The organism is Cryomorphaceae bacterium 1068 (genome assembly GCA_027214385.1).
Lineage (GTDB): Bacteria > Bacteroidota > Bacteroidia > Flavobacteriales_D > Cryomorphaceae > JAKVAV01.
In genome coordinates, this window is sequence record JAPVXR010000012.1 from 114,985 (window position 1) to 134,490 (window position 19,506).

The 19,506-nt window shown below is 44.2% G+C and carries 17 protein-coding genes; 8 read left to right on the plus strand and 9 right to left on the minus strand.

Going from position 1 to position 19,506, the window contains the following annotated elements:
• Nucleotides 1-16: 16 nt before the first annotated feature.
• From O3Q51_14230 to O3Q51_14240, 3 genes are all read right to left on the minus strand, one after another.
• Nucleotides 17-508 carry a fibronectin type III domain-containing protein gene (locus O3Q51_14230; protein ID MCZ4409975.1) on the minus strand — a complete coding sequence of 164 codons (492 nt, stop codon included), beginning with the start codon at nucleotides 506-508 and terminating at the stop codon, nucleotides 17-19.
• Nucleotides 509-780: 272 nt separating this feature from the next.
• A complete protein-coding gene (locus O3Q51_14235) occupies nucleotides 781-1,380 on the minus strand; it encodes a hypothetical protein (protein MCZ4409976.1) in 600 nt (199 codons plus the stop codon).
• Nucleotides 1,381-1,589: 209 nt separating this feature from the next.
• The gene (locus tag O3Q51_14240; GenBank protein ID MCZ4409977.1) at nucleotides 1,590-3,173 is read right to left on the minus strand and encodes a S8 family serine peptidase; all 1,584 of its coding nucleotides are present in this window, start codon (nucleotides 3,171-3,173) and stop codon (nucleotides 1,590-1,592) included.
• A 121-nt stretch (nucleotides 3,174-3,294) separates the two neighbouring features.
• Between O3Q51_14240 and O3Q51_14245 the strand changes: the two genes are divergently transcribed.
• Complete coding sequence (locus tag O3Q51_14245) at nucleotides 3,295-5,352, plus strand: dihydrofolate reductase (protein ID MCZ4409978.1); 2,058 nt, start codon at nucleotides 3,295-3,297, stop codon at nucleotides 5,350-5,352.
• 105 nt (nucleotides 5,353-5,457) lie between these two features.
• Here the strand turns inward: O3Q51_14245 and O3Q51_14250 are convergent, their stop codons facing one another.
• Nucleotides 5,458-6,060, minus strand: coding sequence for a YqaE/Pmp3 family membrane protein (locus tag O3Q51_14250; protein ID MCZ4409979.1), 603 nt, complete (start codon nucleotides 6,058-6,060; stop codon nucleotides 5,458-5,460).
• Between the two features lie 173 nt (nucleotides 6,061-6,233).
• Between O3Q51_14250 and O3Q51_14255 the strand changes: the two genes are divergently transcribed.
• From O3Q51_14255 to O3Q51_14275, 5 genes are all read left to right on the plus strand, one after another.
• Nucleotides 6,234-7,403 (plus strand): DNA cytosine methyltransferase, encoded by a 1,170-nt coding sequence (locus tag O3Q51_14255; GenBank protein ID MCZ4409980.1) that lies wholly within the window; start codon nucleotides 6,234-6,236, stop codon nucleotides 7,401-7,403.
• Nucleotides 7,381-8,055, plus strand: a complete 675-nt coding sequence (locus tag O3Q51_14260; protein MCZ4409981.1) for a hypothetical protein — start codon at nucleotides 7,381-7,383, stop codon at nucleotides 8,053-8,055. Before O3Q51_14255 ends, O3Q51_14260 begins: the two co-directional genes overlap by 23 nt.
• Nucleotides 8,052-8,612: a class I SAM-dependent methyltransferase gene (locus tag O3Q51_14265; protein MCZ4409982.1), complete on the plus strand. Its 561-nt coding sequence runs from the start codon at nucleotides 8,052-8,054 to the stop codon at nucleotides 8,610-8,612. Before O3Q51_14260 ends, O3Q51_14265 begins: the two co-directional genes overlap by 4 nt.
• Nucleotides 8,613-8,705: 93 nt before the next feature.
• Nucleotides 8,706-9,044, plus strand: a complete 339-nt coding sequence (locus tag O3Q51_14270) for a PadR family transcriptional regulator (GenBank protein ID MCZ4409983.1) — start codon at nucleotides 8,706-8,708, stop codon at nucleotides 9,042-9,044.
• Nucleotides 9,041-9,649: a hypothetical protein gene (locus O3Q51_14275; protein ID MCZ4409984.1), complete on the plus strand. Its 609-nt coding sequence runs from the start codon at nucleotides 9,041-9,043 to the stop codon at nucleotides 9,647-9,649. The genes O3Q51_14270 and O3Q51_14275 overlap by 4 nt, the downstream gene beginning before the upstream one ends.
• Nucleotides 9,650-9,718: 69 nt before the next feature.
• Here the strand turns inward: O3Q51_14275 and O3Q51_14280 are convergent, their stop codons facing one another.
• The 5 genes from O3Q51_14280 to O3Q51_14300 form a co-directional block, all read right to left on the minus strand.
• Nucleotides 9,719-12,154, minus strand: coding sequence for a TonB-dependent receptor (locus O3Q51_14280; GenBank protein ID MCZ4409985.1), 2,436 nt, complete (start codon nucleotides 12,152-12,154; stop codon nucleotides 9,719-9,721).
• Between the two features lie 115 nt (nucleotides 12,155-12,269).
• The gene (locus O3Q51_14285; protein MCZ4409986.1) at nucleotides 12,270-13,313 is read right to left on the minus strand and encodes a hypothetical protein; all 1,044 of its coding nucleotides are present in this window, start codon (nucleotides 13,311-13,313) and stop codon (nucleotides 12,270-12,272) included.
• Between the two features lie 110 nt (nucleotides 13,314-13,423).
• Nucleotides 13,424-14,347, minus strand: a complete 924-nt coding sequence (locus O3Q51_14290) for a DUF4846 domain-containing protein (GenBank protein ID MCZ4409987.1) — start codon at nucleotides 14,345-14,347, stop codon at nucleotides 13,424-13,426.
• Between the two features lie 104 nt (nucleotides 14,348-14,451).
• The gene (locus O3Q51_14295; GenBank protein MCZ4409988.1) at nucleotides 14,452-14,895 is read right to left on the minus strand and encodes a DUF1801 domain-containing protein; all 444 of its coding nucleotides are present in this window, start codon (nucleotides 14,893-14,895) and stop codon (nucleotides 14,452-14,454) included.
• 125 nt (nucleotides 14,896-15,020) lie between these two features.
• Nucleotides 15,021-15,860, minus strand: coding sequence for a hypothetical protein (locus tag O3Q51_14300; GenBank protein MCZ4409989.1), 840 nt, complete (start codon nucleotides 15,858-15,860; stop codon nucleotides 15,021-15,023).
• A 186-nt stretch (nucleotides 15,861-16,046) separates the two neighbouring features.
• On the opposite strand from O3Q51_14300, the gene O3Q51_14305 reads away from it, so the two are divergent.
• Together O3Q51_14305 and O3Q51_14310 are read left to right on the plus strand one after the other, a co-directional pair.
• Nucleotides 16,047-16,871, plus strand: coding sequence for a hypothetical protein (locus O3Q51_14305; protein MCZ4409990.1), 825 nt, complete (start codon nucleotides 16,047-16,049; stop codon nucleotides 16,869-16,871).
• 198 nt (nucleotides 16,872-17,069) lie between these two features.
• On the plus strand, nucleotides 17,070-19,442 hold the full coding sequence (locus O3Q51_14310; protein MCZ4409991.1) for an arylsulfatase: 2,373 nt from the start codon (nucleotides 17,070-17,072) through the stop codon (nucleotides 19,440-19,442).
• Nucleotides 19,443-19,506: the final 64 nt, after the last annotated feature.

Genomic DNA, 19,506 nt, shown 5'->3' on the forward strand with positions numbered 1-19,506 from the left:
TCAATGGTTTACCCTTTTACATGGCTGTCGCCAATGCAGAAATTCGGAACCAGTACGCCTGGCCTTTTTGAAGGCCTCTAACTGTAAATGATGTCGACCGAGTTTTACTATAAACCTGCCATTCTGGTTTATTAGCCTCTTCGAAATTTGCATACTCAATGACGAATAGCGAATTAGGGTCATGATAGTTCCATTCAAGGTGAATGGGCAATATGTTATTCGCTGTAGCAACTTGTAAACCTATCGGACGCATAGGTGTAGATTCAGTTGGGAAACTTTTTTCCATTCCTTTCAAGATAAAAATCAAATCAATGTAGCATTCCAACAAAAAGCCTGGACTTCCCTGTTCAGCCGAAAACAATTCGTTTTCCAATCGCTCGACAGACCATAAAAGCGCATCCAATCGATCATTCTTTTGATGAAGACCTTCACGGGCTGATCTCAAGGCAGAAATGCATCTGACTTGCAGAGAATGTTCGTTTTTTCCAATGGCGTATTGTTCGCTCATTTTATTTGATTATTCCTTGTGAGATACGATGGTTTCCCTATTTGGTTACACCGCTGTTTAGTTTTTCTTAGGTTTTAAATGAGTCGTTAGTGAGCAGTAGGCAGTTTAAAGGTTAACATTGCTTATTCAAGTTTTCATTAAGCTGTTTTTAATCTTTGAAGCGTTTCTTTAATCAGTTTTTTCAAGACTGTAATTCAATGAGCACGACAATGATGTCCAACTCAGCCTCAACTAATTCGATATCTTTCTATTGAGATAAACGAGTTTTGACTTTACTCGGTCTTCGAAAAGGCTTTTTTAACATGAGTCCAAGCCTCAGAGATCTCGCCTTTGAAGTTTGACCATCCTTCTTCCGTTTCTTGGCTCATTTCTCCAAGTTTAGATTCCAGATTGCGAATAGATTTGTTCAAATCTTCTTTCTTCTCTATCCATTCATCAGATGCGTCGGATGCACCCAGGGTCATTTGCAACCTCAAAAGGTCAAAACGGGTATGCCACTCGTCAAATTTTGAATCTGCTTTTCCAGCTAATTCTCGAACATTTTTCTTCGAATCTCCCATCAGTTTTATAGATGCCTCATTCGCACCTCTAATCAATGAGGTCAACTTTTTTCTTTGCTCTTGTATCGCCTCTTTGGTTTCGGCTTTTCCAAGCGCAGCTTGTACTTCTAGCTCCTCGAGCTTTGTTCGCATTTCCACAGAAGCAATAGATGCCTCAGTTTCAAGAGAGGTTCTGGTTTCTTTTGACCAGTTGAGGATTTCTTTTTTCTGTTCTTCGAATTTATTGCTTAATTCCTTCGAGCCTAAATGCAATTGCACACGAAGTTCATCAGCTGTAGCCCTCCAGCGATTAATAAAATTCTCTTTGTCCATTTTGAAAAAGTTTTGGTTGCAGTAAATGTAGACAATTCTTACTGACTTGAAAGTGGTTATCAAAGATTTTCTAAAATGTTCCCAACCTTTTCTTTTTAAGACATTCGATTCTGCCTCAACGAATTTTGGGTAATGAGGAATTTGGAAAGAAAGTATTAAAATACATAGGAAAAGTTATTTTCCTCTGCGACCCATTTCTCCGAATCAGGTTAGTAGAGAACCGCTGCTTGCGCATTTATTTTTCCCCATCCGAAGTTACTATCTCTAGAAGGGTAAAAGTTGGAGGCATTTTTCAAAGCTTCCAATACGTCTTCTTTTGATTGACTGAGATCATTGGACCACACTAGAGCCGCAATACCGGCTGCTGTGGCTGTTGCTACCGAAGAGCCTCCTGTATAGTTCGGGTCATTACCCGAATCAGCAAGAGTGAGTGGGGTCCTGCCAGAATTGTTGCGATCTTCCATGGTTACTACGAAATCTACTTGAGAACCACTGTGGCAAGTCGAGCACTTTTCCATAGGAGATCCTGTTTTCGTTCCAGTTACCGCTATGGTATTGCTCAAAGTAGCCGGGAAAATTACTCCTACGAACGTTGTAAACTCAAATGATGTACCCGCTGCTGTAAAGATCATTTTACCCTGATTGTAGGCAAAGTTGATTGCATCTGTAATTTGACTGCTCGAAAAGAGATTACCCATTGACATAGAAATAATATCAACGTCGGCTCTGTTTCCCAAGAAGGTAAATGCATCGGATACACCGTCTTGTTCAGCACTCGTGTCGTGAACGACATCTTCCGCGGCTCGAATTCCGATCAGATTACTCTGAAAAGCCACACCGGCAAATGATCCATCACTACTGGCAGGGCCTGCAGCTGTACCCGCCATATTTGTTCCATGTCCGCAAAGGTCATCAATGCCATCGTTTTCGCAGAATATAAACAAGAAACAAGGGTCGTGAAATCCATAGCGCTCAACGGTCCGACTGCCGGAAAGACCACCGGAAAACTCACTGTTCAACTTTGCTTGATCAGATGAAATTCCAGTATCGATAATACCCATAGTCACTCCGTTTCCTCGGCTGCTTGCCTTCCAAGCTTTATGAATCTTCATGTCAATAAAGTTCCAACTTACTCTTGGTCCTTGAGGTGCAGTAAAGTAGTCGCTTGGGCTGGGGTTGGCTATTCCCGAGTTTCCTCCACAACCGCTGTCGGATCGCCATGGACCCTCATTCTCAAATGTAAACCCCATTGGTTCTGCATAACGTACTACACTAAAGTTACGTAGGTTGGCCAAGATTTCGTAATCCCAAATTCTGATATTGAAGTAGGGTAGCGGCTTATCGCCAAAAACCAGTAAATCTTCTGCTTCTACAGAGAGTGTCGGATACTTGCGCTTGGTCTCCGAAACCACATAATTGATCAGGCTATTCTTGGTGTTTTTCCATTCAGGTGACTCCACATCGATTTGATGAATGCTTTGATCCAAGTTGCCATATCCATCCGGCTGATATCCCACGGAAATGACACTATCCGATGAAATCGTTGTGCTCCACAAAGTGTAGTCATCATAATTTGACCAAGACACAACGCCATATCTCTCGAGATGAGAAGAGAATTCTTGAACCAATTCAGAATGACTTAGAGGTTCTCGATTATTCAAAGGTTCTACCGGATTAATCAGTGTCAACTCTGTATTAGCAGGATTCGAATTAACAGGAATGCTCTCTTTTTCTTTTTGGCAAGAAAGAAGTGCAATGCTTAATAAAGGGATTGTAAAATAGCGTAAGCGCATGGTTAGAATTATTTGGTTGTGTGCAAGTTCATCATTCTAGATGAAAAAAGAAAGAGCTCTTTAGAAGCCGTCTTATCAACAACAAGGAAATTTTATATTTGCGCTGCTTAAAAAACGAACCATGAAAAGAATTCTTTCATCACTATTAACTGTAGTATTTGCTATCACTTTGATGACTTCATGTCAGAATGAAGGAGCAAATGATCAAACAGGTCAATCTTCAGAGAATACTTCCGACGGAAGTGAAGCCAACTTTCAAACAATGACGGAGCAATTCGCAGACATTAAAATCCTGCGATACCAAATTCCCGCATGGGATGAGCTGACCCTGCAGCAAAAGGAATTGACATACTACCTCACGCAAGCCGGAACTGCCGGAAGGGATATGATGTATGATCAAAACTATCGCCACAATCTGACGATCAGAAGGACACTTGAAAATGTTTTTAGAAGCTTTGACGGTGATAAGTCTACTGATAGTTGGAAGGCATTTGAGACCTACCTGAAGCGCATCTGGTTTGCCAATGGTATTCATCACCATTACTCCTACGAGAAATTCACAACCGAATTTGATCGTGTTTACTTGGAAACCTTACTTGCTGAAACGGGGTCAGAGTTGAGCGATGAAGTGATGACCGTGATTTTCGATCCAACGATAGATTCTAAGAAAGTGAGCAAAGACCCGAATAAAGACCTTGTATTAGCGAGCGCCGTAAATTTTTACGATCCTACGCTTACCGAGGCGGACGTCAACGCTTTCTACGAAGTGAAGAAGAAAGACAAAGATCCCAAACGTCCTATTTCTTATGGACTGAACTCAAAGCTCGTGAAAGAGAACGGACAAGTAATGGAGAAAACATGGAAAGTCGGAGGAATGTACGGACCTGCTTTGGAGAAAGTAGTTTACTGGCTGGAGAAGGCTAAGGCCGTTGCCGAAACGGACAAACAGAAAGAGTCTATCGGTTACCTGATTGAATACTACCAAACGGGTGATCTCAATAAATGGGATCAATACAATATTGCTTGGGTTCAAGATACCTTGAGTACGGTAGATTATATCAACGGTTTCGTAGAGGTGTACAATGACCCACTCGGATACCGCGGTTCCTATGAAACAGTCGTTGAGATTCGCGATTTGGATGCCTCCAAAAAGATGAAGGTCATTGCTGAAAACGCTCAGTACTTTGAAGACAATTCTTCGATTCTCGATGAGCACAAGAAGGAGAACGTCGTTGGGATTTCTTACAATTTTATCAATGTCGCGGGCGAAGCAGGTGACGCCAGTCCTTCAACACCCATCGGCGTGAACCTACCCAATGCCGATTGGATTCGCGCCGAATACGGTTCGAAGTCCGTGAGTTTGGGAAACATCGTTGCGGCTTATGACAAAGCAGGAACTTCGGGATTCTTAGCAGAGTTTAGCCACGACAGTACCGAGATAGCTTTGGCCAAAAAATATGCGAAGCAAGCAGATAAACTTCATACGGCTCTTCACGAGGTGATTGGCCATGCAAGCGGAAAGTTGAATCCCGGGATTGGTACTCCAAAGGAGACCTTGAAAAACTATGCCAGCACATTGGAAGAAGGCCGTGCTGATTTGGTAGCTCTTTACTACATGCTCGATCCGAAATTGATTGAGATTGGAGTGATGGATGACTTGGGAGTGGGCTATCATGCCTATGACGATTATATCAAGAATGGATTGATGACCCAATTACGTCGTATTGAGCCGGGAGCAGTTATAGAAGAAGACCACATGAGAAACCGTCAGATGGTTGCTGCATGGGTATTCGAAAAAGGAGAAGCTGATAATGTGATTTCGAAAGTAATGCGCGACAGTCTGACCTACTTTGAAATCAACGATTACGATAAGCTCCAAACACTATTCGGAGATTTGCTCAGAGAAATTCAACGCATTAAGTCTGAAGGCGACTATGAAGCGGGGAAAGCTTTGGTTGAGACTTATGGTGTTCAAGTTGACCCTGTGCTACATGCCGAAGTTTTGGCAAGAACCGAAAAGTTCAATAGCGCTCCTTATGGTGGCTTTATTAATCCGCAGTTGGTGCCGATTATGGAAGATGGAAAGATCACCGAAGTAAGGGTGGAATATCCGGACGATTTTGCCACGCAAATGCTCTATTATGCTGACGAATTCACTACCCTTCCCGATTACAATTAGCATTCATTGAAAGTCATTTACGAAAAGAGGCTGTCTCATACGGGACAGCCTCTTTTCGTTTTATTAGCATGAAGTTTTTATCCTAGTTTTCCTCTGGCTATTGCTTTATGTGAGAAGAATTATCAACGAATATATCAATCCCGGGAAGTAAAAGAGTAGAGTAAGGACCAGGCTAATCCAAAATTCTGTTCCTACGCCTAGAATCAGAGCGACACCCAGTGGAGGTAAGAGAACTGTTATAATTATGGTCCAAACATTCACTTCATGAAAGTTCACGTCTCCTTTTGCGGTTTTCCCACTCACTCTATTTTTTCTAGTGTTAATTCTGAGGGGATAGGCCTTGTCAGCCGAAGGGGTATCAGCAATCTCAAGTTCACTCTGCTTAGTTGTTACGGGTTTAGCCATTAGGGCTTTACTCAATTCTATCGAAGCAGATTCCATTTCAATTCTTTCCTCTGTCTTAACTTTTATTACTTGAGCTTCTGATTTATTTGCCATGTCAGGTGTCTTAGCTTCGGCCAAAGCAGTTTCTTGAGAGGCATTCTCGTTTTCAGCTTTACTCGCGACAGAGGGCTTTTTAATATTTAGATTAAATCCTTTAGTATATCGTCTCTTTTGGACGATCGAGGTCGAGCCTAGTTCTGAGCTGGTTTGACAGGAAGTAGCTAATATTACTACCAGCAGGCACAATGCGGAAAGTCGTTTCATAAAAATGTGGTTTAGTTTTAAGTAATCATTGAATTGCGAATATGATGAAAATTGTTCAGCAGGTGTAATCGTCTAACCTGAATTTACAAATGTGTATAGTTTGAAGATAAAATCCAGGAATTATGGAACTGATAGGATAAATAACTTGGTCACTTTTGCGTATTTTCAGCCCGATGAAAAAGATCAGCGGCGAACCGAATCTTCTGAAAGCAGCCTTTACGCATTATATCCATACGGGTTTGGAGGTGTACCGAAAACCGGCAATTGAGTACATGCGCCATTCTGATGAACCGATACCCGACCGAGCGGGACGGCGCCATGCCGAAGATGCTCCTTTTACTTTTATCGATCTTTTCGCCGGAATAGGCGGTTTCCGTTTTGCCCTCGAACGACTAGGTGGGCACTGCGTATTTACCAGTGAATGGGATAAGTATTCTCAAAAAACGTATTTCGAGAATTTTGGTGATTTGCCTTTCGGCGATATTACTTCGGAAGAAACCAAATCGTTTATCCCTGACAACTTTGATATTCTCTGTGGTGGTTTTCCTTGTCAGGCTTTTTCCATTGCGGGAAAGCGAGGTGGGTTCAGCGACACAAGGGGTACGCTCTTTCATGATGTGGCTGAGATCATTCGACGCAAGCGACCGAGAGCCCTTTTCTTAGAGAATGTAAAAGGACTTTTCAATCACGACCGAGGAAAAACCCTGAAAACGATTTTAAATGTCCTCCGCGATGATTTGGGATACACCGTTCCCAATCCGAAAGTGGTCAACGCTAGAAATTACGGAGTTCCTCAAAACCGCGAAAGAGTCTTCATCATTGGTTTTCGGGATGAAGTTGATGCTGCTGAATTTGAGTACCCTGAACCCGATGAGGAGGTCACCACTTTCGAAGAAGTTAAAGAAGAAAAACCCGTTTCGGTGAAGTACTACCTCTCGACCAAGTACCTCGAAACGCTGCGTGAACACAGACGTAGGCACGAGTCGAAAGGCAATGGCTTCGGCTACGAAATCATTCCTGATGACGGCGTGGCCAATGCCATCGTCGTGGGTGGAATGGGACGCGAACGGAATCTGGTTTACGATGAGCGACTTACTGACTTTAATCCCGTAACCAAAATAAAGGGAGAAGTAAACCGTGAAGGAATTCGTCGTATGACCCCCAGGGAGTGGGCCCGATTGCAAGGCTTTCCCGAAACTTTCAAGATCGTGGTAAGCGACGCTCAGGCTTACAAGCAATTTGGAAATAGCGTGGCAGTACCAGCCATCGAGGCAACTGCGCGACAGTTGATCGAAGCACTCCGGTTAAACACTCAAGCACATGTTCAGGAAAGCCATCACTGACATAGAGCTCAAGGGCGATCAAATCTCCGTTTCCCGAAGTTTGGATATATCATTGAGCCAGGCAGAACAGCAAATTGCTGAGCTGAGCTATTCCGGAGTCGGACTTTCAAAAGATCCAAAAGTCGAAAAAGCTAAGCTACTGCCTTTTGCTTTGGCTTTTTATTACCACCTTTTTTCTCAGCGATCTATCCCAACCGAAAAAGAACTATTTGATCGATACGTCTCTTTTTCCGGAAGGGAGGAAGAGAACGAAATCATCATTGAAGAAGAACGATATTCCAAGACTGGATTACGTGCCCGACTCCTCAGAACCTATCCTTCGCTTATTAGAGATTTTCACCTCTATCTGATGCTTCAAGAATCCAACCGTTTTCAATCAGTGGGTTATTCCTTGAGTAAAGACTATTACGATGGATTGGATCTTTCATTGAATCATTCAGGGCAAGCTTTTCACCTCTCGGTTTACTTGCAAACGAAACGTTCTGCTGAATTCAAAAAGAAGAAGTACACTCGTCATGATTACATTGGAGTAAAGGAAATTGCCATTCCGCTTGAGTTTAATTCCATGGAGAAACTAGGGCAGATTTACGTCTGTACGGATGCACACATACAGACCGTACTCCATAAGATTGAATTGGACTCGCAGTCATGAATTACGATGAGGTCTACGCATCCAATTCGGCCTACTTCGGGAAGCCATTTCCCGAAGTGATTGACTATTTCAAGCGGCAAGGGAAAAGAGGTAATATTTTGGATGTGGGCTGCGGCCAAGGTCGCAATGCCATTCCTTTGGCCGAAATGGGGTACAAGGTTCATGGTATCGATACTTCCTCAATTGCGATCGGTCAACTAAAGACTCAATTAGAAAATATAAGTCTTAATTTAAAAGTTGAACATAAAGAATTTATCTCTTTGACCAATCTCGATCACTTCGACTTTATCCTGCTCGACGGCTTTTTCCATTTCTATGATCATGAGCTAGCTGATGAAGAAGTGAAAATGCGTCACCTCTTGGAGAATGTTCGTCCTGAATCTAAGTTGGTATTCTGCTTTGCCGATCACAGCGATTCGGTCTCAGCATTTCGGCAAATGATATCGAAATTGGCGGTTATTGAAGAGAGTCAAGTTCAATACGAGTACACCGACCCGGTTTCTCAATGGAAATTTGAAACCAATTATTTCTTTTCAGTGCTTCAATCTTTGCAATAAGGAAAGGTCATCTGGAAGTTTTTTTGAGGGGTTGCACAATAAATATATATACCTCATAGTTCTATGTATTGAATATTGATATATATTTGCCCTATGTATTCAAAAGAACTGCTCAAAGGAACCTTGTCGCCGATTATTCTTAGCCTCCTCTCCGAGAACGGAAAGATGTACGGTTATGAGATTTTTATGAAGGTGAAGGAACTATCGGATGGTAAGATTATTTTAAAGGACGGTTCGCTCTATCCCATTTTACAAAAGATGCACAAAGAGGGCTTGTTGACTTTTGAGGAAGTGGCAATTGGTAAAAGAATTAGAAAATACTACTATATAACGGCTCAAGGCGAAGAGAAGAAGCGAGACTATCTTGAAGAGTTAAAGGACTTTATGAATACCATTAATCTGGTCGTCTTTCAATCTTTCCAAACCATATGAAACTATCCGAAGAACAAATCATTTTTATCAGGAAAACCCTTATGGACGAAGGAATTCAGAACGAATCCCTCACCGATGATGTCCTCGATCACATTTGTTGTGTGGTGGAGGTGCTGCTCAAGAGAGGAAAGAACTTCGATGAAGCATTAAATGAAGCCATCGATGATTTGGCACCCAACGGACTTATAGACTTAGAAATTCAAACACGCTATTTATTAAACTCAAAACGTACAATAACCATGAAAAAGCTAATGTATTTAATAGGCTTCCTTGGAGCCGCTACACTTTCTTCGGGCATGATATTCAAACTCATGCACTGGCCAGGAGCCAACGTGATGTCCGTAGTCGGACTTGTTGCACTTGTCTTTGTCTTTGTTCCACTCTTGGCATTAGACTTCTACCGTTATGAGGTCTCAAAAGCTTTGTCAAGTCGTTTCAGTTTTTTTTCCGGGGTGATTGCTACGGTTCTTATCGCTGTGTCAATCGTTTTTAAAATGCTTCACCTTCAGGGTGCGAGCGTGCTGCTCGTAGTCGGAGGATTTATCTTCGTTTTTGCATTCCTACCTTTCTTATTCTTTTCGCTTTATAAGAAATCTGTTTCTTAGCTAAGTCGAAGAGAAACCTGCAAGAAAAAAGCCGCAGACTCCCAAGAGCCTGCGGCTTTTTAAGCTTTATTAAAACCTTGCTGTAGCACTTAGCACTACATTTCTGCCTGCTGCAGCTATTCCCGAACTGTACGTTCGATAGCGCTGATCGGTCAGGTTTTCGACACCGGCACTGATTGTCCACGTGGTCGAAAGCTGATACTTCGCTCTGAAATTTAGCGTATACCAAGAAGGTGAATAGGGGTTTCCTTTTCCATCGGTAGCATAGAGATAAGGCTTGCCTTGCTCACCAACATTTAAGTCCTCGAAAGCCAATTCTCCGCTGTATTGAGTGTTCAGTTCAAGCGTAAATTCGGGTTTTACGTAGCGCAGTCTCGTTACTCCAAACCACGGTGCGGCGTGTCGTGCGGGACTGGTCGATCCATCGTCGAGTTCCTCTTCTCCATCTTGCCAATTGAACTGACTCGAAAGGGTAAAGTTTTGAGGAAGGATTACCTCAAGCTCAGCTTGGATACCATAAACCGTAGCTTCAGCAGCGTTTTGAATGGCTTGGACTTGACTTAATTCGCCTTGGTACAAGATGCTGTCTTGACCATTAAGCGTAAAGTCTCTCCGAACCAGTGCATTGTTGAGAAGGGTGTAGTATCCCGTCACACCAATTTTTACTCGATTGGCGAGAACTTTTGAAATACCCAATTCGAAATTGGTAGCGTACTCCGCATCGAGATTGGGATTTGGAATGACCACCGAGCCTGGCTCTGAGTCAAAGATCTTCCCGACATCATCGATATTAGGCGCGCGGAATCCAGTGCTTACCACCGCACCGATTCTGATATCGCTGTAGCGCTCATAAACCAGTCCGAGGCTTCCTGTAACCGCGCCATTGCTCAAGTTGGCCTCGTCAAATGGGAGAGGAGTGAGCGTGGTGTCAAACTGCGCATTGATGTCGAAGGCGTTGTAGCGAACTCCCGCATTTAGAGCCAGGTTTTTTCCCAATTCCTGACGGTAGGTAGCGTAAACACCATATGACGCCCAGTTGCTCTCAGGGTAGCGAGGAGCTGAGGGGGTGATAATCAAATCTCCTATACCGAAATCTTCACGTGTGCCGACTGATCGGACGTTGTTTAGTACTGCTTCCGCCCCATAAATCAGCTCCTTCCCTTTTCCAATCGATTTGGTCAGGTCGAGATTGACGGTATAGGCATCAACGAATTCTTCTTGAGTGAAACGAAGTGAGTCATTAAAATTGCGGTCAATTCTGCTTTCTTCAAATCGCTGATAGGCCAAACGAACCCTCAGGATATCGTAAATACTACCTTGACTTCGGTGCGTCATGCTGAGGTTGTTCATCATCCACACTTGCGGACCGTAATACCACTCTGCTGATCGAGGCAGCCCATCGCTGGTTCTGATCAATCGATCGTAGCGCGGATTGTTACTTGTAGTCGAATAGTGAAAACCGTAGGTGAAATCCCATGCAGCATTTGGTGAAAATCGCACCTTCTGCATCAGGTTGGTTTGGTTGTAAGCAGTATTTATCTGTACTTCCGGATCGGGGTTGTCGAATACCAAATCCGTAGTGTTCACAGTCTCCACATAAAAGGTTCTCAAGTAGTCATCAGGGCCGTGTGATCCCATCCGAAGATCATCAAAATCAGTGAAGCTCACCGAGGTAACTGAAGACCACTTCTTGCCACCGAAGGTTATGTCGAAATGGGTGGCTCTTTCGTTATTTGCGGAAGAATAGCGTGCCATAGCCCTACCTGATACCAGCGTGGTGTCATCTGTAGAGAATTGTGGCGTGAGCGTTTGGAAACTCATCACACCTCCTATAGCGTCGGAGCCATAGATCACAGAGCCCGGTCCGAATATGATTTCGGCCCCTTCCATAGCCATAGGATCTAGCGAAATAACATTTTGCAAATTCCCGCTGCGAAAGATGGCGGTGTTCATCCGAATACCGTCTACGGCAATGAGTAGGCGGTTGGTACTAAAACCTCGAATCATCGGGCTACCGCCACCTTGCTGACTTTTTTGGATGAAGACTTCTCCCGAAGCGCCTAAGAGGTCGGCGGTGGTCTGCGGATTTTGAAGGCTGATGATTTTCGGATCGATCTTACGAACTCGATTGGGGATAACCCGATCACGCTCAATTCTTCGAGATCCTGATATGACCACTTGGTCGAGGTCGAAGTCAGCCGTTTCGAGCTTAATCACAAAATTGAGATCTTCGATTTCTTCGAATGATAGCCGCTGGGTTTCGTAGCCCAGTAATCTGATCTCTATTTCTTCCGCTTTGGCGAAAGCCGAGATATCAGCTTTTCCTTTGACGTTCGTCACGGCAAAAGAGGGAATACCTTCGGCCACAAAGGTGGCAGACGCAACAGGCTTTTTGGTAGCGCCATCAAGGATCGTGGCCACTTGTGCCGGCGTTACTATCGACATGAGGAAAAACAAAAAGAGCAGAGTGCCTTTGCGTGCTCCTTTCAATAAATCAGTCGACATAAGAAATTGGACTCTTTTCACAGCCCGCAAAAATACGTTTTTGCCGATTGAATGAAGGACAAATTCCCTTTGATTTACTTCAAGAAAGCGTTCTAGCTTGAAGAGAAATTCTTAACTAACCATCATACCGATACAATCCATTCCAACCGCCAAACCAAATGCGACCTTTCGAATCTTCGTAGGCACACCTTAGCGTGTGGCTGATACAGCCTTGTGGCTCAAACATTTTCTGTAGTGTGTCGCCGTCGTAGCGGTACATGAATACTCCTTCTATGGGCAGCCAAACGTTGCCATGGCTGTCTTCAAATAGATCGGCCGAAGCCATCGAGCCATATGGGTCTCTTGCTGTTTCCACTTTCGTAAAAGCGGTTCCATCCCAACGGCATACAAGACCATTTTGAGTAGAAAACCAGAATTCGCCGTTGCGATCTTCCAAGATGCTCTTTACGGTATTGTCGCAAAGGCCGTCTTCTTCAGAGATGTTTTTCAACGATTTTCCGTCAAAGATGAAAGCGCCTCCATTGGTTCCAAACCACATATTACCCTTGCTGTCTTCCATGATGGAGTGCACCATATTGGTGCTTCGAACAAAATTCACGGAGTCTGATTCCGTTTCGGGAAGATCGAAGGTGGTGAACTTGTTTCCATCATAAGTGGAGAGACCTTGAGACGTGCCGATCCAGAGCAATCCTTTGCTATCCATGGCCATACTGTGCACATCGTTATTTACTAATCCGTCATTTTGGGTGTAATTAGTTATGGTTCCGTTTTGCCACTTGGTAACGCCGCCATCGGTACCCATCCATAGGTTGCCGTCTTTGTCCTCAGCGATTTCTCTCACATCGTTTCCGGCTATTCCTTGCTCGGTTGAGATATAGACCACCGTATCACCATCATAGCGAATGACGCCCCAGCCTTTGGTACCAAACCACATGAGTCCGCTTCGGTCTTCGTGAATGTCGTTGGTCCACGCGCGTATTTCCAGCCCGGGTTCGTTCTTGGGATTGTTTCCGTTTTCGTAGCCGTAGAGCTCATGCCCGGGGGGCAGATCACTTGAAGTATTGAGTTCTTCAGCGGTTGACTTTTCATTCACCTGTGCTTGACAAGACATGATGCTGAATACAAATAGAAAGGAGAGCAATCTAAACGGAAATCTCATAATTGATTTTGTATAGTGCTAAGATACGATCAGCATCGCCTGAAGGCTATTTCTAAATGTAAAAGGATGTAAAGGGAGTGTTAAACGTGCTGTTGGCGTAGGTTTATCGGTTAATCTTGAAATCGTCTTAGTTCAGTTTTATCAAATCGCCATTCGGGAGTATTGATTTCCTCCACTTCTTCCAATTTGTACCATGGGCTGAGCGCAGCATCATTCGGATTGGTGAGTATGTGCATTTCTTGCGCGGGCATGTAGCTTTGTGCCAGTAAGTAAACGCTTTCATCGGTATCGGTGTTGACGGCCATATCGATCACTATTACGGCATGCCCCGGCGATCCGCCTCGTATAAAGACATCTCCTATTTGCATTTCTGAGAGTTCTACCGGTTTCAATTCATTGACCAATGAAGCCGTACCCGCATAGCTAAAAACCATTTCCATGTACTTCCAAAACGATTCGTAGCTAGTCGATGGCATGGCTGAATTGACCCATCGAACGTCGTTTCCATTGACTTTGATTCGCTGTCCGTTTCTCCATTTGCTATACTCAGCGTTGAATCCATTGACAAAATTGAAGTGAATCTTGTCGTACTGCTCCGTGCTCCACAGGTACTCGGCACGCAGGCGCATGATGGCATCAGCGCATTGATGCAAATCTCTATTGCCAATAGGCATGTCTATTACCGCCGCCCAGTATCCGTAGTCTGTTTTTTCACTTCCATTGTAGTACTTTACAGGAGATTCATGGGCTTTCAGCGGCAATGTGCGTAGATAAGTCTCAAACCCTCGTGGCCATATGCCCACCCGATCGAATCCGTCAGGCGAAGTAAACCTGGTTATAACTGTCATTCCTTCAGGATTGATCAAGGGATTCTGCTCGATCGTCCCTCTATCGATAGTTTGATCCGAAGATTGCTCAAAATTTGGTTCGGCTGAAGCCAATACTGCTGTAGTTTGATCGCTAGAGAACTCAGCACTGCAGGCACTTACCAGTATTATGGCCAAGTAGGCCAAGGTTAGGGTAGAAAATCTCAAAATTCTATGGATTGCAGAAACGGTAGGTTGCTTAGGTAATAATATAAAGGCTTTTTAACGTAGGTCTACAATCAATTAGTGCCCATTTGCACAGGATGGAATCCTTACTTCTTCACTGCCCCTTCATAAATCCCCACCCAATCTTCTACCGTCATCTTTTCTACGAGTTGGCCGATTAGCTCATAGGGAATGTCATTCACCTTCTTAAAGCGGATGCAGCTCTTGCCCATGTCCAATTTGGTTTTACAATGTTTGGGGTACTCGGTGGTAAACCACTCCATCAAGTCCTGATCGGCATAGATACCCATGTGGTAGAGAGCGATGAAGTTTTTCTGCGCTGCCAGGTTCATAAAAGGGAGCGGGAGGGAAGTGTTGCAATGGTACCCATCGGGATAGATGCTCTTTGGTACCACGTAACCCAGCATTTTGTAAGAGATCTCTTCATGAAAGCCTTTCGGTAAATGGTCCTTGACGGTTTTCCTCAGCTTGATTAGGGCTTCCTTTTTGTCTTCGGCTACTTGGTCTATGTATTCCTGTGGGGTAGTCATTGTGGTGCGCTTGGAAGGGGAAGATAGGGGAATTCTTGATCATGATTTTCCATCCAGCTCATTATTAGGTCTATAGCTATAAGGTTTTTCACCTTGCAGCCCCTGTTTCTCAGATCCCTTGCAGCCTATTTTGTATAAAACGGCGAACGCTTAATGATGTATTGAAGTGTAATCATATAGGCATCATTGGTTTGCCAGAAAGCTTGGTGCGACCTGGTGAAAATGTTCTCCCCCTCTTCATTGTAAACATCCATTTGGACGGTAGTCTCAAAATTGGACGAGGTACTGCCTGTGCCGATGGTATACCCCGAAGTTTTATTGTCTTTTTTCTTCCCGCTGTAATAATTGCCATTTGAAGATGTAGATCCCGTTCGGGTAACCGTAACATTTCCGTAAACGACAAACTCCACATTCAAGGTGTGTGCAATTTCATCGGGAGTAAATGAGGCGATATTGGCATCACTGATTTCATGTTTAGCGAGGATCGCATTCGTAGTGATGGCATCTTGAAATTTGAAGTTTTTGCTTTTCATCTTCATGGCTGCAATGCAGTCGGACTGTACCTTGGTGCTCATTTGGTCCGACATTTTTTCGCTTACATTGCTGATGTACGAGAATGGTAAAACGGCCACCAGATTGTGGTGGTCTTGCACTCCGATTCCATCACCTTCGGCTTCTGCGCCTTCGGGGTGGACGAACTCAATGCGTCCGCTACTAAATTCGATCTTGTTGACGTCTTGCTTATTGAGTGTGTAGGTTAGCGTTTCACCCTTGTGAGTAAATGAAATGCTCGTTTCATTCATGGCGGTTACCTTACCTACCTTCTCTTCACCATCGTTCATTAAGATTTTATCATATGTCACATCATCTTGTGCCAAAACAAAATTTGGTGCGAATGAAAGCATAATGAGGCAGGTGATTACTACATAGAATCTCTTTGAAATGGCTAGGAATTGGTTTTTCATATGAACAAGGTTTAATTTCGAGATTTTAACTATCACAATGCGGAATTGTTTGATCTTAAGTTATCAAAAGCAATAAAAAAGGCTAAAGATACTATTGGAACTTTCCTTTAAAAGAGTAACGCCCAAATTAGCTCGTACTATTTCCCCATCTTTACCCAATACCCAATACCCAATACCCAATAACCCATGAAACCCTTCAACCCACTTTTTGTCGGCCTGTTGTTTTTAACCTCCTTGTTCAGTTTTGGCTGCAATGATGATGACAACAACGATGACGAGCAACCCGCTCCCGTGGATGTACCCTGCCATACCACATCGGCAGATGAGGAAGAGGTAGCTGTACCCAATGGCGAATTCGAAGCCGCTCAATCTGCCGCACCGGTAGAGGTTGATGGCTGCAGCAAAGATGCTGTATGGGCCGCACAGGATTGGTATAGCTTGAACTACCGCTGGATGGGAGCAGAACACGACTCTGCAGATTACTACGGCCGCTTTAAGCTGGCGTGGGATGCCGACTACCTTTACCTCTTGGTAGAAGTGACGGACGATTCGCTGAGCCCGACGCTGGCCAATGGATTGTCCAATTACTGGAAAGGAGATTACGTAGAAGTATTTCTCGATGAGGACCAATCAGGTGGCAACCACCAATACAACCACCAAGCCTTTGCTTACCACGTAAGCACCGAAGGTCACGCCATTGATCAAAGTACACAGCAAGAACCCATCTTCTTTGACAGTCACGTAACCGTAATGCGCACCCGAGAGGGCAACCGCTACCTCTGGGAAATGGCCATCAAAGTCTACGATGATCAATTCGACGAGGACAGTGCCGACAACATGCCCGTAGCCCTAACCGCACAAAAAACCATCGGCTTTTCACTGGCCTACGGCGATAACGATGGCAACAATAGTCGCGAAAACTTTATGGGATCTCGCGAAACCCACGGAGCGAATAATGATGCGGGGTATATCAATAGCGATGTGTTCGGGAGTGTGGTATTGATCGAATAGCTACTCGATTTATCGCGTATCACTCAAGATGAAAGTCCTTTTGATTATTGAGCCCAATTTCGGTAACACAAATCGTGTAGCAACAAATAATTACATAGCCGCAACTTGCAGCCAAATTTGATAATTTGGCTAATTTGCGGGTAATTAGAAAGTATAGCAGAAAGTACTTTTAAAACTACACCTTTAAACTAGAAACCAATGAAACCAGCGAGCCTTTATGTTACGGCATTTGCTTTGCTCGCCATCGTGGGGTGCAATGAAACGACCCCGCAGCAAATCGAAAAAAAGTCTGAACCATCCGGTGGTTTGGATCGAACTCATCTTCCGATTGAAGCGCCGACGTACCCGGCAGTTACCGAGCTCGATGCTCGCAATGCCACACCTCCTCCTCGATTTGAGGTAAAGGCACCTGAAAAGGCTCCTAATGTTGTAATCGTGTTAATAGATGATCAGGGCTTTGGCGCTGCAAGCGCCTTTGGTGGCCCCATCAATGAGCCTACTGCAGATAGATTAGCAGCTGAAGGTCTAAAGTACAACTGTTTTCACACGACTGCCCTCTGTTCGCCTACGCGTACTGCTATTCTGACCGGGCGAAATCATCATCAGAATAATGCGGGTGCCATTATGGAGTTGGCCACAGGATTTCAGGGAAATACCGGGATTCGCCCCAAAAGCGTAGCCCCTCTTGCAGAAATGTTGCGATTGAACGGATACAGCACGGCTATGTTTGGAAAGTACCACGAAACGCCGCCATGGGAAACTTCCGTATCCGGTCCATATGACCGTTGGCCTACACGATCCGGTTTTGATAAATTCTACGGCTTTATTGGCGGAGAAACCAACCAATGGGCTCCGGCAGTATATGACGGAACGATCCGTGTAGAAGTTGAAAGAACCGAAGATTATCACTTCACCACTGACATGACCGATCAGGCCATCAATTGGGTAAGTGCTCAACAATCACTAATCCCTGACAAGCCTTTCTATATCTACTTCTCTACCGGAGCTACACATGCACCACACCATGTACCAAAAGAATACATTGAAAAATACAAAGGCAAGTTTGATCAAGGTTGGGATAAATTGAGAGAAGAAACCTTCGCTCGTCAAAAAGCGATGGGTGTCATTCCCGAAGATGCACAACTGACGGAAAGACCGGATGAAATTCCATCATGGGATAGTCAAACACCGGAACAAAAAGAACTATTTGCCAGACAAATGGAAGTATTCGCAGGTTTTGCCGAGCATACCGATCAAGAGGTAGGTAGACTGGTCGAATCATTGGAAGAGATTGGCGAATTGGACAATACTTTATTCCTCTACGTGATAGGCGACAATGGATCGAGCGCTGAAGGTGGTCCGCAAGGAACTTTTAATGAAATGATGGCATTGAACGGGGTTCTTAGCGAAGCTTCGCAAATGATGGATCATATAGATGATTGGGGAGGCCCAAATACCTTCCCACACTTTGCCATTGGTTGGGCACATGCTACCAATACTCCATTTCAATGGACCAAGCAGGTAGCATCACACTTTGGTGGTACGCGAAATGGAATGGTGGTTCATTGGCCGGAAGGCATTGAATCAAAAGGCGAAGTTCGCTCTCAGTTTACCCATGTCACTGATGTGGCTCCAACTGTTTTAGAAGCTGCCGGACTGCCTTTCCCAACTTCAGTGAATGGAGCCGAGCAAACGCCGTTTGCAGGTACTTCGTTTGCGTTTTCTTTTGACGATGCAGACGCACCCGAGACCCATACTACCCAATACTTTGAGATGTTCGGTAACAGAGGGATTTATAGCGAAGGATGGACCGCTAGCACACGTCACTCTGTACCTTGGTTAATGGCACCAGAATTGCCTCCCCTCGAAGAAGATGTTTGGGAGCTGTATCATGTGGATGAAGACTTTTCACAGGCCAATGATTTAGCTGAATCCAATCCCGAAAAACTAAAGGAACTTCAGGATTTGTTTAGAAAGGAAGCCATTAAAAACAATGTGTTTCCTATCGACGACAGAAGAGCTGAACGTTTCAATGCTGAAATTGCCGGCCGTGGAGATATAATGGGTAACCGTAACTCATTGACTCTCTACGAAGGAATGACAGGCATCATGGAAAATGTGTTCATCAACAATAAGACGAAAGACTATACCATGGTCGCTGAGGTGGTATTGGACGATGCCAATACCAATGGCGTGATTATATCTCAAGCAGGCCGTTTTGGTGGATGGTCCCTCTATATGAAAAACGGTAGGGTGCATCATGACTACAATTATTTTGGGTTGGAGCATACGAATATTGCTTCTACACAAGCACTCGGTGCGGGAAGCCATGAAATCAAATTTGAATTCATCATTGATGAACCCGTACCTGCCTCAGGCGGTAAATGTATTTTGTATGTAGATGGTGAGAAGGTTGCTGAAGGGCAAATCCCAAAAACGCAGCCTTTTGCATATTCAGGAGATGAAGGTGTAGATGTAGGTACCGACAACGAAACCAACGTGACCAACGACTATAAAGAAGACGATAATAAGTTTGAAGGGAAGATCAAAAAGGTAACGGTCAATATTTGAGGTAAATCACATAGAGAATACTCATAAGGAAGTAGTACGAACTACGCGGAGCATAAAGGGCATA